Raw genomic sequence first — 14061 nt, forward strand, 5'->3', positions numbered from 1 at the left:
TTTTATTCCTCTTTCAATTTCTCCTTTAATTTTATGCCAAAAAAGCTTTCAATTTTTCTTGTTAATTTGTCTCCGGGCTTGAATTCATTCCTTTCAACCCTGTGGATTACAGACTCCTTCTCGAAGAGCTTCTGCGCGAACTCCTTTACTGTAAGGCCTTTCTTTTCTCTGGCCTTCCTGACTGCAGAGCCGTAATTGTCAATTAAAAATTCATCTGTTTTGAATAAGTCCCTTTCGCTCCTTTCATTAAATTGCCTCAAAGAAGGCTTTTCAATCTTTGCTTTTGGCAAGGAGGGAACCTCAATTTTTGTTCCGTATTTAGAGCAGGCCTCACATACATCAAAAATTGTTCCGTCAATATTTACCGAAACCCTTTTTCCCGCCTCTTTCCCGCAGATCTCGCAATTCATATAACCGCCCTAATTACTAAATTGAAAAAAGAAAAGTAATTTATAGTTAATGCAAAGAACAGTTTTTATGAGATTATACCTTGACTCTAATGTGCTGATTTCTTATCTGCGAAGCGAAATAGACAAAGCATTTAATGTGAGGTTTCAGTCAAGTGAAAAATTTTTTGCTGCATGCGGCCTGCTTAAAACTGAGTTAGTTATTTCACAACTTTTTCTGGTTGAAATAAAGAAAAAAGTGTTTTCAGAGGAAAAAGGTATTAAACAATTATTTGAAGATTTTGGAATAAAAACAACTATAATAAATAATGTTGAAAAAGATAAAGTTCTAAAAATAATGAAAGAAACCGAAATACATTTTGCGGATGCAACACATATCGCAAATGCGGTAGAGTACAACTGTGAGTATATTAGTACAACTGTGAGTATATTATAACATGGAACAAGAAAGACTTTGAAAAAGCAGGAAAAATAATTCCTTGCAAAAACCCGGAAGAGTTTATACAAGGCTTCTAGCTAATTCATCCTTTTCTTTTGCAGTAAGTTCTTTGATTTTCAAACCTTTGAGATTATGCTTTTCTACAAATTTTCTGAGTATTGCTCTATTCTTTTTTATTTCTTCTTCAAAATCGAGTTTGCTTAAGACACCCTTTAAAGGCCTGACTTCCAAATGGTCCTTAAATGCAAGCAAAGCAACTTTTTGGCCGCTGTGAAAGCCTTCACTAGCCCTTAATTCGCTTGGGATTACTATTTGCCCTTTCAAAGTAATTGTTGATGTTCTAATTCCATTCAACATAACAAAACCTTAGTATTACAAGTAATACAAGTAAGAAAACATATTTAAATATAATTATGCTGAAAGCAATAGAAATTATAGGGAATTAGGAGGAAAGAATGTTGGACATTCTTTCCCCAATTCTAAGAGAGTTGGTTGAACTTAGAATAGAATCGGGATAGGCTCACCTTAAACTAAGTTCAATGCTTATATAATTGTTGCTTAAGAAATATATAAATATATCGCGATTTTTAAGGCTTCTGACGATTTTCTTCGCTGTTGGTTCTACATAATTAGGTTTTGTTTTTATTGTTTTTCAAAGTAATTTTTTATTGATTTGGATGGGCACTGCAATAGGCGACCTCTTGGAGAAAAAGGAAATCGAATTAGAAGAGCTTTCAGGCAAGAAATTGGGCATAGACTCATTCAATATTATTTACCAGTTTCTTTCCACTATACGCTCGCAGGAAGGCGAACCATTAATGGACTCGCAGGGCAGGATTACCTCGCACCTCACAGGCTTATTCTACAGGACAGCCAATTTGCTGCAGAAGGAAATAAAGCCTGTCTTTGTATTTGATGGAGAGCCCCACGAGCTCAAGGCAAGCACAAGAGAGGAAAGAAAGAAAGTGAAAGATGAAGCCAAAAAAAAATTAGAGCAAGCAAAAAAGGAAGGCAGAAAAGAAGACATAAAGAAGTACGCACAGCAGACCTCAGTCCTCTCAGAGGAAATGATTGGAGAAGCAAAAAAGCTGATAAAAGCATTAGGCCTTCCAACCATTGACGCTCCAATGGACGGAGAAGCACAGGTTGCAGTAATGGTGGAGAAAGGAGAATGCTTTGGCTGTGTCTCCCAGGATTATGACGCCCTGCTTTATGGGGCTCCATTGCTCTTGCGCAATATTACAGTAACAGGGAGAAGAAAGCTTCCAGGAAAAAACATTTACATTGATGTACTCCCAGAAAAAATTTATTTGAAAGAAACACTGGAGAAGCTGGGCATTGACAGAAGGAAATTAATATGGATTGGAATCCTTGTTGGAACAGACTTCAACGAAAAGTTCCCTAAGATTGGACCGAAAACTGCCTTGGGGTTAGTGAAGAAGTTTGATTCATTTGAAGAAATAATAAAAGAATCAAAGCACGAGCCGGAATTCGATTACAGGGAGATGGAAGAAATTTTCCTGAAGCCTGCTTATTCCCCTGATTTCAGGATTGAATTCAGGCAGCCTGACAGGCAGAAGATAATTGAACTCCTTGTAGAAGAACACAACTTCAGCAGGGAGAGAGTGGAAAACACAATAAACAAGATTTCAGAAAAAATAGAACAGGAAGGAGAACAGTCTTCGCTCAAGAAATGGTTTTAATAAGGGGGGAATTAAATGGCAGAAAATAAAAGAAAAAAAGTAATAATAATGGGCGCAGCAGGAAGGGACTTCCATGACTTCAACATGCACTTCAAGGACAACAAAGAATTTGAAGTAAAAGCATTCACCCAGAACGCAAAGCAGAACTTAGGCGTCCTCTCAAAAAAACCTCACAGGTATTACCCGAAAGAACTTGCCGGAAAGCTCTACAAGAAAGGCATTCCAATTTATTCAGAGAAAATACTGCCAGAACTAATAAAAAAATTTGATATAGAAGAAGTTGTATTCTCTTATTCCGACAACAGCCACGAGCATGTAATGCATAAAGCCTCCCAGGCTCTTGCAGCAGGAGCAAATTTTGTCTTATTAGGAGCAAAAGCAATAATGATTAAATCAAAGAAACCAGTAATTGCAGTGTGCGCTGTAAGGACAGGCTGCGGTAAAAGCCAGACCTCAAGAAGGATTTGCGAGATACTCAAAAAATTGGGGAAGAAGACAGTTGCAATAAGAGAGCCAATGCCTTATGGAGACCTGAGAAAGCAGGTGAGCATCCGCTTTGCGTCCTATAAAGACTTGGAGGAGAATAATTGTACTATAGAGGAAAGAGAGGAATACGAGCCTTACATTGAAGAAGGATTTGTGATTTATGCTGGAGTGGATTACAAAAAAATTTTGCGTTCAGCAGAAAAAGAGGCTCAGGTAATAGTGTGGGACGGAGGCAATAACGAGCTTTCATTCTATAAACCGGATTTGCTGGTTGTAGTAACAGACCCTTTTCGTTTAGGCCATGAAACATTATATCACCCAGGAGAAACAAACCTGTTAATGGCAGATGTTGTTTTAATAAACAAGGTTAATTCTGCCCCGGCAAATTCAGTGAAAAAGCTTGAAGAGAATATTTCCAGGGCAAACCCTAAAGCAAAAATTTTAAAGGCAAGCTCAGTAATTTCCTTGAACCAAAAAATTGAATTGAAGGGAAAAAAGGTTTTATGCGTTGAGGATGGCCCTACTGTCACGCACGGGGGCATGGGCTTTGGGGCAGCATTCACTTTTGCTGAAAACCATAAAGCCAAAATAGTTGACCCAAAGCCTTATGCTGTGGGCAGCATTAAAAATGTTTTTTCTGAGTTCGCTCAATTGGAGAAAGTTCTCCCTGCAATGGGCTACAGCAAAGGGCAATTAAAAGAATTAGAAAAAACAATTAATGCAGTGCCCTGCGATTTAGTGCTTGCAGGCACCCCAATAGACCTGGCGAAAATTGTAAAGACAAACAAGAGGGTCATCCGAGTGAAATACGCCCTAGGAAAAGAGGTTGACTTAGAATTAAAAAAATTAATCCAGGAAACATTAAAGAAGAAAAAATAAAATTAAAAGAAAACCTTTATAAAGAGGAAAGGCGTTAATTATAATTGGTTTTTGGGATAAAAAAACCAAAACATATTTAAACAATTAATTATACATTAATAGGTAAGGGAGAAAAAAAGGAGCAAGATACAATGGCTTACGCAGAAGAAGCAGGAGCAGAAGCAATGCCTCCTGAATACTACAGCGGGGGAGGCGGAGTCACCTCAAAAATAAAAAATAACCTTGAAGGCATTGTGCCGCTAATTCTGATAATAATAATTGTTGCATTTATAGGAGACGCTTTAGGCTTCTGGGAGATCCCATTCATAAGCTCGCAGAAGCCAGTAAGCATGCTGATTATAGGAGCGCCATCTTACGATACTCAAGTTACATTAAACAACATCAAAAACATTGTAAGATACCAGCAGAGAGACCCAGCGCAATTCACAGTAAACCCTGAAGAGGTATTAGCCCAATACGATATAGTAATGCTAGACCAGCACACCCAGGCAAACAAAGAAATATCAATACAATTAGGGGACGCAATAAAAAAGTATGTCAACAAGGGCGGAAAATTCATTCTAGTAATGGACTCAGGCATAAGAGAGAAAGGAGCATACGAGGTAATAGGCTGGGGGGCCACAATAGGAGACATAGTGCCAGTGGCATGCACTCCCACAGGAGAAACAAATGAACCATCATGCACCCAGCTCATAAGAGTATTAGGCGTCCTTAAAAGAGACAAGTTCGACCACCCTATAATGAAATACATAGAGCAAGCTCCACCTCAAGGAGAAGGCCAGGTATTGTTTGAGACATTCCCAGTGGAAATAACAGGAGACCAACTGGCTTACATTGAAAGAACAGGGGTCAGCGGAGACTGGTATCCGGGAATAGTGGAAAAAAAGTTATACATAGGGAAAAGCATTTACTTTAATTACGATCCAGGAAAGACTCCAGGAATATTCGAGAGGACAATAAAATACCTTGTAGGCAAAAGCTAAAGCAAAAAGAACAGAAATGCTCAACAATTAAAATCAAAATTACAATCAATTGGAGGTGTAATTTAAGATGGCAACAAACGCAGACGAAAACACAATCTTCATAGGAAAAAAAGGAACAATGGCATATGTTCTTGCAGTGGTAACACAAATAAACAACGGAGCAAAAGAAATTCTCATAAAAGCAAGGGGAAAAGCAATAAGCAGGGCAGTGGACGTAGCAGAAATAGTCAAAAACAAGTTTGTGACAGACCTCAAGATTGCAAGAATAGGCATTTCCACAGAAGAGATACACTCAGAGGAAGGCAACCCACTCAAGGTGTCAGCCATAGAAATATCCATGAAAAAATGAGTTATATAGAAGAGAACCCTTTCGGGTTCTTGCCTTTAATTTTTTAAACTAATTCTGGCTTTGGGCCTTCATAGCCCGAAAACGATAGGTTTTTAAATATCATGATACTATCATGATACAGCATGAATGCTCATGATGAATTCATTGAGTTATTAAAAAGCAAGGAGCTTATTGAGAAGGTAAGCCCTAAATTCAATGAACTCACCCTTGACATTCAGCAAGTGTTTGAGCACAGCAAAAACCCTTTGCTTTTTGGGGCACTGCTCTTCAAGTTGGCTGAAGAGAGAGACAAGACAAACAAGCTCTTAGAGCAACTGAACGACAAGTACGACAAAATAATGTTTGAATTAAAAACCAAGACTTTGGGTGAATCTGTTGATCAAACTCCTCGAATAGAGCAAAAATTAGCAGTAGGGGCAAATAAAATTGTTTTACTGCCTGAACAGGACCAGAAAATTTTAAGGTTGATAGAAGAAAAAGGGCCTTCAAGCGCTGAAGCAGTCCAGTCAATGCTTTCCTATAAAGGAAAGAATGCTGCGTGCCAGCGCCTAAATAAATTGTCCAGAGAAGGATTGCTCAGGAAAATACAGTCAGGAAAAAAAGTCCTGTTTTTCGTGCAGAAGTAATGCTTTCAAAATTACAGCCTTGCAGGAAATAAAGCCTCCTTACACAACGGGCCGCCATTAAGCTTGCTTTTTTTTTCCCCCACCAAATCCAATGCTTGGTGGCCGGCCTATAATTTTTATTGACGGCAAAAAATTGCCTCCTTTGCCTCAATACCCAAAACGCAGAATTCGTTCAAGAGCGCTTTGGTTTGCAAAAACCAAGGCCTGCTCTTCTAATTTTTTGTTTTTTGTCTTTTACCCATTGTCTGAAAAGCAAAATATTTAAAAAGTGGTATGTAAATTATAATAATTATGCTACCACAATTTGTAAATAGAGAAGAAGAATTAAAATTTCTAGAAAGGCTTCATAAGAAAAGAGGCTTCAAACTATTTGTCCTTTATGGGAGAAGAAGAATTGGAAAAACGGACTTATTAAAACATTTTTTGGAGAACAAAAAAGGGGTTTATATTCTTGCCACAGAAGAAAATTTGACGGAGAATATAAAAGAATTCAAAAACAAATTTTACGAGTTGACAGGCAAGGATTATTTTCTGAAAATTGAAGAAAAAAGCTTCTATGATTTGTTCAAGTATTTAGCAGAGGAAATTAAAAACAAGAAGGCTGTTATAGTTATAGACGAATTCCCTTATATGCTAAATTTAAATAAAGGCTTGCTTTCGACATTTCAGAAAATCACAGATGAATTATTCAGAAACAGCGAGATAATGTTAGTCTTGTGCGGTTCTTCTTTATCGATAATGGAAAATGATGTTTTGGGTTACAGGAGCCCTCTTTATGGGAGGGATATTAATTACTGGAAGCTTCTGCCTTTTGATTTCAGGGTAGTTTATGATTTAGTTGGCAGAATAGAAAAGGCCATGAAGGTTTATTTCGTTTTTGGAAATGTTCCATATTACCTTAAGTTCTACAACAAAAAAGAAGATTTGTTTGGGAACATAAAAAATAATTTTTTGGTAAAGGGATTAAATTTGTATGATGAGCCTTTAGTCCTGCTAAGACAAGAGTTTAAGGAGTCTAGGACATACAGGCTGATTTTGAAATACATCTCTTTAGGATATAAGACTATAGGCAAGTTATGTTCTGTTACAGGAATGGATAAAAGCAATATTATGAAATATCTTTCGACCCTTGAAGAAACAAATATTATAAAGCACATTCTACCTTTCGGCATGAAGAGAAAAGGCTATTATGAGATTATTGATCCTTTCTTTAGGTTTTGGTTTAAGTTTGTTTATCCAAATAAAGACAAGCTTGAAATAGGGAATATTAAAGACGTTGAAGAACCCATAAAGAAAGAGATAAATTCTATTTTTGGGATATCTTTTGAATACTTAATTGAAGATTTAATCAATCATAAATTTTTTGTAGAGTTTTCTGTGTTTTCAAAGGTTTATAAATGGTGGCATAAAGACATAGAAATTGACATTATTGCTCTAAATGAGCAAAGCAAAGAAATAATTTTTGTGGAATGCAAATGGCAGGAAAAAGTTAATGCGGAAAAGATTGTAAAAGAATTGGCTGAAAAGTCAATGCATGTTAACTGGCATAACAATGAAAGAAAGGAATGCTATGCAGTATTTGCAAAAAGCTTCAGTAAAAAAATCAGAAATCATGAAAACAAAAAAGTTTATTGCTTTGGCTTAAAGGACATTGAAAGGATTCTCAAGAGATAGGAAAGCCGCCTTTCTAATTCTTTTAATTTTTCGGGTATAAAACTAATAGATATGCGCTTGAACCCAGAACATTGTTGAACCAAGCAAACATTAAATCGTCTTCTTTAATTTTATGATGCTTTCCGTCTTTCGGGTCATTATACCAGAACCTTCCTTTCTCGTGTTTTTTCAGGAATTTTATTATGTCAAACTTTGCAGGCTTCCTGATTTCTGCTTTTCCTTTTGCTAGTTTTTTATTGTAAGAATAACATTCTACTCTGAATCCTAAACTTCGAGCAAAATCAGCCAGCTTTATTGTTCTAATGCCATAACTCTTGATGCCCCCAATTTTTCTAATGATTTCACTTGAAGAAACATCCTTGCCAAAATACTGGAGAACCATCCTTAAAGCAGTAACCCCACAAGTCAATTTATCCTGTTTTAATAAAGGAACAGAAAGCTTTCTCATAAAATTTCTCATCTTACAATTTAAACTGGTTTATAACCCAAAATCTTTTTTGCTTTGGAGAGGTCTGCATCTTTTGATGCATCTAAAATTGTGAATGATTCGTACCATAATTTTTTGTTTGTTGTTATTGATGCTTCAATGGCTTGCAGTACATTTTCTATTTTTACTTGAATTCCCAGAAATGGCTTGTATTCTCCCCTCTTCCTTGTAGGGCCAATCCTTAGAATTATTACCTCAAATTTTTTCATCATACCGTAATTTGCAAGAATCTGTTCCGCAATAACCTTGCTCGTTGAATAAGCAATATCACAGTCCCTGCAATTCAAGTCTTCGGCTTTAACGTGCTGGGTTACAATTGGGTTTGATTCCTTTATTGGCTTCACGAAAGGGATTCCTTTTTCTATGCCATAATAAGTCGTTGAACTCGTAAAAATTAAGCGTTTTATTTTATTTTCCAATGCAGCTTGGGCAACATTAAATGTTCCTTGGCAGTTCACCTGAAAATAATCAGAAAAGGTTTTATCTTCAAATGGACCCCTTATTGCCGCAAGATGTACAACAATATCACAGCCTTTCATTACCTCATTTAATTCATTATGATTTAAAATGTCTTTTCCTTCAGCCAAATCATATTTTACGATTTCATGCTTTCCAGACAAATGATTGACTAATTCGCTTCCAATGAAGCCAGAACTTCCAGTTATAAGGATTTTCATAGCATCATTTTAATTTTTTAACAAAACCATTTTTAATTTCTTTCTCGCATTTTGTGTGTGGATTTAAAATGGCTATTGAGATAAGCGAGAGAAGCGCAGTAATCGGAAGGAATTTAGGAGACATAGAGAAGTACGGAGAGAAAGGAACAGCATACATTGGAAAGGTTGTAATGAGTTCAGGCGAAAGGCCTGTTTTAGGAAGAAAAGTTTTGATGGATCTTGCAAGGCCTCATGTGATTTTGATTTGCGGAAAACGCGGTTCGGGAAAATCGTTCAGCATGGCTGTAGTGGTAGAAGAGTTCGCCCGCCAGCCAGAACACATAAAAAAGAGAATTTCATGCATTGTGATTGATACTGTGGGAATATTCTGGACTTTAAAGATTGCTAACAGGGAGGACAAAGGCGAATTGTTCAATTGGAATTTGGAGCCGCAAGGAACTGAATGCAGGGTTTTAGTTCCTGAGGGAAGGATTTCTTTCTATAAAGAGAAAGGCATTCCTGTTGACGGAAGCTTCAAGTTAAAGGCCTCAGAATTAGAGGAAGAGGAATGGCTTGCATTATTCAATTTGACGTGGAAGGAAGAGGAAGGAATTCTGCTTTCCCGCGCAGTGAATTTAATGAAGGAAAAGAAAGGTTCAATGTACGACCTCAAGGATTTAATTGAATTGATTGAAAAGGACACTGAGGCAGAAAAGAAGACAAGGCAGGCAGTAATTGGAAGAATCAAAGTAGCAAAATCCTGGGGCCTCTTTGATAAGGAAGGCTCAAAAATAAAGGAATTGGCTGAACCCGGAAAAGTAACAGTAATTGATGTGAGCTCTTACAGGCAGGCTATTGGCTCAGAGGGGGTGAAAGACATTATTGTTGCATTGCTTGCAAAAAAATTGTTTGAGGAGAGAATGCTTTACAGGAAAGAAGAGGAAGTGAAACTCATAAAAGGAATGAAGAGGGAGTCAGCAATGCCTATTGTGTGGCTCATGATAGATGAAGCCCACATGTTCATGCCCAAAGACGAGGGCAGCATTGCATTGAAGGCACTGCTTGAATGGGTGAGGGTTGGAAGGCAGCCAGGCCTTTCTCTTTTGCTTGCAACACAAAGGCCTAACAAACTTCACCCTGACTGCATAAGCCAGTGCGATTTGTTTTTAAGCCATAGATTGACTTCTCAGCCTGACATTGAGGCTGTAAGCCAGCTCAGGCCTTCCTACATGCATCAGGCCTTCGATAGGTACTTTGAGGAAATGCCGAGGAGCACAGGCTTTGCGTTAATTTTGGATGACAATACAGAGAACCTGTGGATGATTAAAATGAGGCCAAGGATGTCTTGGGACGGGGGAGTGACAGCAACTGCCTTCACTGAATAAAAAAATTATTTTTTTACAGAATATTTTCCCATTATATATTTTGCTCCAAATTCACTTACAGAAGCTACTTTTAATGATTTTCCATGGTCTTCAATAAAACCTTTATTTTTTAAGTATTTTAAAATTTTTTTGAATTCAATCTTTTTGTTGTATTGTTTCTGCAGCTCTTCAAACCTTATCTTATTTTTAATCAAGTAAATGTTTTTGTAAGAATTCTTTATTATTGATTTGCTGTACATTTCAACTAGAACTCTGTCTTCAATAGGAATTATCTTATCTTTATTCAACATTAGAAACCAACTCTCTTCAAAAAGAACAAGATTAACAAAAATTAATTAAATCTTTTTAACAGGCAATAAACGAATAAAAAATTAAATAATATTTAATTATACAGCAATTAATATATGTTTATATATCTTTTGCTGTATATTTTCTTTTTATGCGGAGAAGACCTATTACAATTGTCTCTTCAATCACTAAATGCCTGGAGGATAATACAGGAGTTGCTTTGCCTCCAACCAAGATTGCACAGCTTAGCGGATTGAATTATCAGGCATGCAATGCCTATCTGGGCTTAATTAAAAAGATTCAGGAAATGCCAAGAATGGAATCAATAAAAACACACAAAGGGGAAATGTTCAAAATAGAAATGACTGCCCTCCCTCTAAAAGAGCAGAAAGCAATATTGAAAGAAGAATTCAATATGAACTATTCAAAAACAGACGAAATATACATTGCATTGCTGGAAGAAAATGCGTTTAGCCCCAAAACAGCTGTTAAAGCAAAAATGAACCCAATAATAAAGAAGGGATTAAAATTCAAGCACTTGAAGCAAACAAAAGACAAAAAAGTTTACTTGACTAAAACAGGAAGGATAATTGCAAAGGGAGCAAAGGAATTGTTTTCTGAAAATTAATTTTCTGGAATCTTTTTTGAAGCTTATTCTTCGCTGTAGTTGCCGTCCATTTGTTTTGCCAGCCTGTCTAGGCGCCTGATGACTGCATTGTCTGCTTCAATCTGCAGTTCCTTCTCCGAGCGCATTGTGATTTTCAGGACCTCACTTTCAAGCCTGAAATTCCTCTGGTTTGTCTTTGAATCCAGGTAATTAAAAAGCTGCCTGACCTTTGCCTGGGGAACCAAAATGCTTTGAGCGCTCTTGTCCAAGCCAACCTCTCTTGCAATGTCCTCCAATTTTATTACTCCAACGAATTCAGGCTTAAATGAAATGGAATTAATTGAAAATAAAGGTAGGGCAGCTTCAATGAAGTCAATTGAATGGTCTAAATTCTTGAATAAATAATTCCTTGAGTTCCTGAAGTTCTCAATGAAGAGGTTTGCCCTCAAGGCTTTCTCGTCATTAGCCTTCATTGAATCCATTATCTTTGAATAACTGGATTCAAGCTTCTTGTAGAGAGAAAGAATTTTCCTTTCATTTATTTCTTTTATTAGAACCTTGCTTAAGGCAGGATTGTCTTCTGCTGATTTCTCCAGTGAAAGCATTTTCTCGTACAAGGAAGAAAGATTCCTGTTCAATTCCTCTGCTGCCCCAAAAGCATTCAAAACCCTGTGCAGTTCGAGCTCTAACTGCTTTACCTCATTAATTGCCTTTGTTTTATTCTCTTCAGCCATTATGCCCCACCAATAAAAAGAGGAGAGCAAAAAAATTTAATCCTTCGCTTTTTTTTCAGTTTTGGGCCCAGTGAATGTAAATCTTGTTGTCAGCAGAGTAAACCTTATCCAGCCCATAGAATTCTATTGCCTTCTCTGAAGGCTTGTTGTCCAGAATCTTCTCGTAAATTATGTCAGAATAATTTATCACAAAATCAATCTTGTATTTCTTCAGCACATTGTAATCAGAATTCTTGAGGAAATAATAGGCGTCAGCGAGCTTTCCTTCATCTGCGTACTCCACCCATAAATCAGCTAAAACCTTTCTCTGCGAAAAGAATGTAACAGAATGCCCAAGCCAGGGGTCTGAAAGAATCCGTGCGTCAGTGGAAGAATTCTCTTTCAAGTAATTGAATGCGCCCAATTCCCTTGAAGATAAAACAAAATTTGGAATTAAAAGCAGAGAAAGGAATGCGCCGATCAGCATTACTGTAAGGAAAATTCTCCGGTCGAAAATTTTATCTTTTTCTATTACTGCAATTAAAAAGAAGGCAATTACCACGGCAACAGGCACATCAAATCGCGAGGTAAGAAGGGCCTGCAGAATGAAGCCAACAATAATTCCCAAAAACAATTTGCTCTTATAAGAAAAAATGAATTCAGGCTTCCTGTAAAAGGCTATTGCCCCAGAAATAAAAAACACTGCAAAGAAAAAGAGAAGTATTCCGTGAGAGGACAAAACAACATTGATTGGATAATTAATCATATAACCCCAGTCCGAAGGCCTTATCTCCACAGGCAGGCCGAAGGCCAGAAGATTCTCAAAGAAGAGCAGGAACACAATAATAAAGCCAATAACAAAGGCTTGAATGAGGGGCTTCCACTCGATTTTCCTTGCAAGGAAAACGTAAAGGAAGAAGAAAATTAAAAGCAGAGGGAACTGAATGAAAGAGGCAAAGCCCAGGAAGAATCCTGAAAGAAGGAAACTGCGCTTTTTGACCAAACAGGCGAGAGCCACGAAAAGCATTGCCAATGCAATCATGTGCCTTGGGGTTATGACAGCAAAAGAAAAAATAATTGAACTAGACCAAATCAAAAAGAGTGCAATTGACGCAAGCTTTCTATCAAATTTCAGTGCACTGCACAGATAGAAAACAGAAAAAACAAAGAAAATGTTCGAGAGGGCAATAATCAAGGCAAACAAGGGCTGCCCCTGCAGTCCAGTGAGCCAGGACATTCCAGCGTTTGCCAGGAAATAGCCTGGAATAAAAGCAAAGCCCCTTCCAAGATAACTCAATTCATCAATCTTTGGGATTGAAAAATTTTCTGCTATTGCAGCTGACTCTCTTTCATAGTAATTGTTATAAAAAGTGAAATGGCTTGGAGTGAAGAAATGGAACATCAAAGAGAAAAAAACCAGGAAGAGGATTGCAAAAACCTCAACCAGGTTTAATGAGAAGAATCTCATTTTCCTGCCAAAAGAAAAATTCTTCCTGAAAAAGAATGCAATCAATAAAAGTTCAATTAAAAACAAGACAACAAAAGAGGTCAGGTTCAGGAAGCCTATTGCATTCAGCGCAAAACCATTGAAGATGAGCAAGATGAGAAAAAAAGCAATTGAAAGAGAAATTTTTTCTGCAAAATGAGTCTTGGAGAAAACAAAAAAAGAGAAGACAAACAAAGCAAGCACAATTATAAGCACGCCTGCAACCAAATTCATTGAGGGCTTTGGCTGGAATTCAATAGATTTTTCTGCTGTAATGCCATCATAAGAAATTTTAACTGAATTGAGGCCTTCGAAGAGAGCAATTTTCTCCTTAAACTCATTTTTTCCTTCAGGAGGAATGAACTGGTGGTCTAAAATCCCATTAACAAAAATCTTTACAGGCATTGCCTGCGTTGAATACTGAGTTAAAGAGAATTCAATTGAATCCTCATTCAAGGAAATGATTTTTATTTCAGGCGCAAGGCTTCCTGGCAATTCCTTCTTTTCAAGGTGGAAAAAGAGTTTTTCCTGGCCTGCATTGATTTCAATTAGGTTCATCCCCTCGTTCAATTCGCCTGAACTGAAGCAGTACTGCATTGATTCTTTTTCCTTGTACAATTCTATTTTGTCTTTTACCATTGTTTTGCTGCCATTAAAGGCATTCACTTCGATTGTTTTCTTGTTCGGGAAAAACAATGGGTTGAATTCCAAGGCAAAGCAGGCCTGTGAATCTGGAGAGACAATTTTGGTGTAAGAATCCAGTGAAACTGACAGCGAAGCTTCCTGGACTGCAAGGGTGTGCCAGTGCTGGGAGGCAATTACTGCCATGAGAAAAAACAGGAAAAGCAGCACAAAGAATTTCAGCTCACTGGGCATTCTCATAATAGAAATTG

At 37.2% G+C, this 14061-nt stretch carries 16 protein-coding genes; 9 read left to right on the plus strand and 7 right to left on the minus strand.

Annotated features, from left to right (window positions below; genetic code table 11):
• Positions 1-2: 2 nt before the first annotated feature.
• Positions 3-410, minus strand: a complete 408-nt coding sequence (locus AB1467_02420) for a multiprotein bridging factor aMBF1 (GenBank protein MEW6295129.1) — start codon at positions 408-410, stop codon at positions 3-5.
• Between the two features lie 67 nt (positions 411-477).
• On the opposite strand from AB1467_02420, the gene AB1467_02425 reads away from it, so the two are divergent.
• On the plus strand, positions 478-843 hold the full coding sequence (locus tag AB1467_02425; protein MEW6295130.1) for a PIN domain-containing protein: 366 nt from the start codon (positions 478-480) through the stop codon (positions 841-843).
• A gap of 63 nt (positions 844-906) precedes the next feature.
• Here AB1467_02425 and AB1467_02430 read toward each other — a convergent pair whose 3' ends face one another.
• A complete protein-coding gene (locus AB1467_02430; GenBank protein MEW6295131.1) occupies positions 907-1203 on the minus strand; it encodes an AbrB/MazE/SpoVT family DNA-binding domain-containing protein in 297 nt (98 codons plus the stop codon).
• Positions 1204-1523: 320 nt separating this feature from the next.
• On the opposite strand from AB1467_02430, the gene fen reads away from it, so the two are divergent.
• The 6 genes from fen (at position 1524) to AB1467_02460 (ending at position 7546) form a co-directional block, all read left to right on the plus strand.
• Positions 1524-2549 (plus strand): flap endonuclease-1, encoded by a 1026-nt coding sequence (fen, locus tag AB1467_02435; GenBank protein MEW6295132.1) that lies wholly within the window; start codon positions 1524-1526, stop codon positions 2547-2549.
• Positions 2550-2564: 15 nt separating this feature from the next.
• Positions 2565-3914, plus strand: coding sequence for a GTPase (locus AB1467_02440; protein ID MEW6295133.1), 1350 nt, complete (start codon positions 2565-2567; stop codon positions 3912-3914).
• 131 nt (positions 3915-4045) lie between these two features.
• Entirely contained in the window at positions 4046-4897 is an 852-nt protein-coding gene (locus AB1467_02445) for a hypothetical protein (GenBank protein ID MEW6295134.1), read from the plus strand.
• A gap of 67 nt (positions 4898-4964) precedes the next feature.
• Positions 4965-5246, plus strand: a complete 282-nt coding sequence (gene albA / locus AB1467_02450) for a DNA-binding protein Alba (GenBank protein ID MEW6295135.1) — start codon at positions 4965-4967, stop codon at positions 5244-5246.
• A gap of 122 nt (positions 5247-5368) precedes the next feature.
• Positions 5369-5872, plus strand: a complete 504-nt coding sequence (locus AB1467_02455; protein ID MEW6295136.1) for a hypothetical protein — start codon at positions 5369-5371, stop codon at positions 5870-5872.
• 291 nt (positions 5873-6163) lie between these two features.
• Entirely contained in the window at positions 6164-7546 is a 1383-nt protein-coding gene (locus tag AB1467_02460) for an ATP-binding protein (GenBank protein ID MEW6295137.1), read from the plus strand.
• Positions 7547-7568: 22 nt separating this feature from the next.
• Here AB1467_02460 and AB1467_02465 read toward each other — a convergent pair whose 3' ends face one another.
• Together AB1467_02465 and AB1467_02470 are read right to left on the minus strand one after the other, a co-directional pair.
• Complete coding sequence (locus AB1467_02465) at positions 7569-7994, minus strand: cysteine peptidase family C39 domain-containing protein (GenBank protein ID MEW6295138.1); 426 nt, start codon at positions 7992-7994, stop codon at positions 7569-7571.
• Positions 7995-8014: 20 nt separating this feature from the next.
• Positions 8015-8710, minus strand: coding sequence for an NAD(P)-dependent oxidoreductase (locus AB1467_02470; protein MEW6295139.1), 696 nt, complete (start codon positions 8708-8710; stop codon positions 8015-8017).
• 68 nt (positions 8711-8778) lie between these two features.
• Here AB1467_02470 and AB1467_02475 point away from each other — a divergent pair, with 68 nt between their 5' ends.
• Complete coding sequence (locus AB1467_02475; protein ID MEW6295140.1) at positions 8779-10074, plus strand: ATP-binding protein; 1296 nt, start codon at positions 8779-8781, stop codon at positions 10072-10074.
• A gap of 5 nt (positions 10075-10079) precedes the next feature.
• On the opposite strand, the gene AB1467_02480 is transcribed toward AB1467_02475, so the two are convergent.
• A complete protein-coding gene (locus AB1467_02480) occupies positions 10080-10364 on the minus strand; it encodes a hypothetical protein (GenBank protein ID MEW6295141.1) in 285 nt (94 codons plus the stop codon).
• 149 nt (positions 10365-10513) lie between these two features.
• Between AB1467_02480 and AB1467_02485 the strand changes: the two genes are divergently transcribed.
• Positions 10514-10990 carry a hypothetical protein gene (locus AB1467_02485; protein ID MEW6295142.1) on the plus strand — a complete coding sequence of 159 codons (477 nt, stop codon included), beginning with the start codon at positions 10514-10516 and terminating at the stop codon, positions 10988-10990.
• Between the two features lie 23 nt (positions 10991-11013).
• On the opposite strand, the gene AB1467_02490 is transcribed toward AB1467_02485, so the two are convergent.
• Entirely contained in the window at positions 11014-11703 is a 690-nt protein-coding gene (locus AB1467_02490; GenBank protein MEW6295143.1) for a hypothetical protein, read from the minus strand.
• Positions 11704-11758: 55 nt separating this feature from the next.
• Positions 11759-14050 carry a hypothetical protein gene (locus AB1467_02495; GenBank protein ID MEW6295144.1) on the minus strand — a complete coding sequence of 764 codons (2292 nt, stop codon included), beginning with the start codon at positions 14048-14050 and terminating at the stop codon, positions 11759-11761.
• Positions 14051-14061: the final 11 nt, after the last annotated feature.

It is taken from the genome of Candidatus Diapherotrites archaeon, from assembly GCA_040755695.1.
In the GTDB taxonomy this organism is placed as follows: domain Archaea; phylum Iainarchaeota; class Iainarchaeia; order Iainarchaeales; family 1-14-0-10-31-34; genus JBFMAK01.

Bases quoted from the DNA above. Each gene is read 5' to 3' on its own strand.
- AB1467_02440 (MEW6295133.1), top strand. From the start codon at position 2,565: ATGGCAGAAAATAAAAGAAAAAAAGTAATAATAATGGGCGCAGCAGGA.
- albA (MEW6295135.1), top strand. From the start codon at position 4,965: ATGGCAACAAACGCAGACGAAAACACAATCTTCATAGGAAAAAAAGGA.
- AB1467_02425 (MEW6295130.1), top strand. From the start codon at position 478: ATGAGATTATACCTTGACTCTAATGTGCTGATTTCTTATCTGCGAAGC.
- AB1467_02445 (MEW6295134.1), top strand. From the start codon at position 4,046: ATGGCTTACGCAGAAGAAGCAGGAGCAGAAGCAATGCCTCCTGAATAC.
- AB1467_02495 (MEW6295144.1), bottom strand. From the start codon at position 14,050: ATGAGAATGCCCAGTGAGCTGAAATTCTTTGTGCTGCTTTTCCTGTTT.
- AB1467_02475 (MEW6295140.1), top strand. From the start codon at position 8,779: ATGGCTATTGAGATAAGCGAGAGAAGCGCAGTAATCGGAAGGAATTTA.
- AB1467_02460 (MEW6295137.1), top strand. From the start codon at position 6,164: ATGCTACCACAATTTGTAAATAGAGAAGAAGAATTAAAATTTCTAGAA.
- fen (MEW6295132.1), top strand. From the start codon at position 1,524: ATGGGCACTGCAATAGGCGACCTCTTGGAGAAAAAGGAAATCGAATTA.
- AB1467_02470 (MEW6295139.1), bottom strand. From the start codon at position 8,710: ATGAAAATCCTTATAACTGGAAGTTCTGGCTTCATTGGAAGCGAATTA.
- AB1467_02455 (MEW6295136.1), top strand. From the start codon at position 5,369: ATGAATGCTCATGATGAATTCATTGAGTTATTAAAAAGCAAGGAGCTT.
- AB1467_02420 (MEW6295129.1), bottom strand. From the start codon at position 410: ATGAATTGCGAGATCTGCGGGAAAGAGGCGGGAAAAAGGGTTTCGGTA.
- AB1467_02465 (MEW6295138.1), bottom strand. From the start codon at position 7,994: ATGAGAAAGCTTTCTGTTCCTTTATTAAAACAGGATAAATTGACTTGT.
- AB1467_02485 (MEW6295142.1), top strand. From the start codon at position 10,514: ATGCGGAGAAGACCTATTACAATTGTCTCTTCAATCACTAAATGCCTG.
- AB1467_02430 (MEW6295131.1), bottom strand. From the start codon at position 1,203: ATGTTGAATGGAATTAGAACATCAACAATTACTTTGAAAGGGCAAATA.
- AB1467_02480 (MEW6295141.1), bottom strand. From the start codon at position 10,364: ATGTTGAATAAAGATAAGATAATTCCTATTGAAGACAGAGTTCTAGTT.
- AB1467_02490 (MEW6295143.1), bottom strand. From the start codon at position 11,703: ATGGCTGAAGAGAATAAAACAAAGGCAATTAATGAGGTAAAGCAGTTA.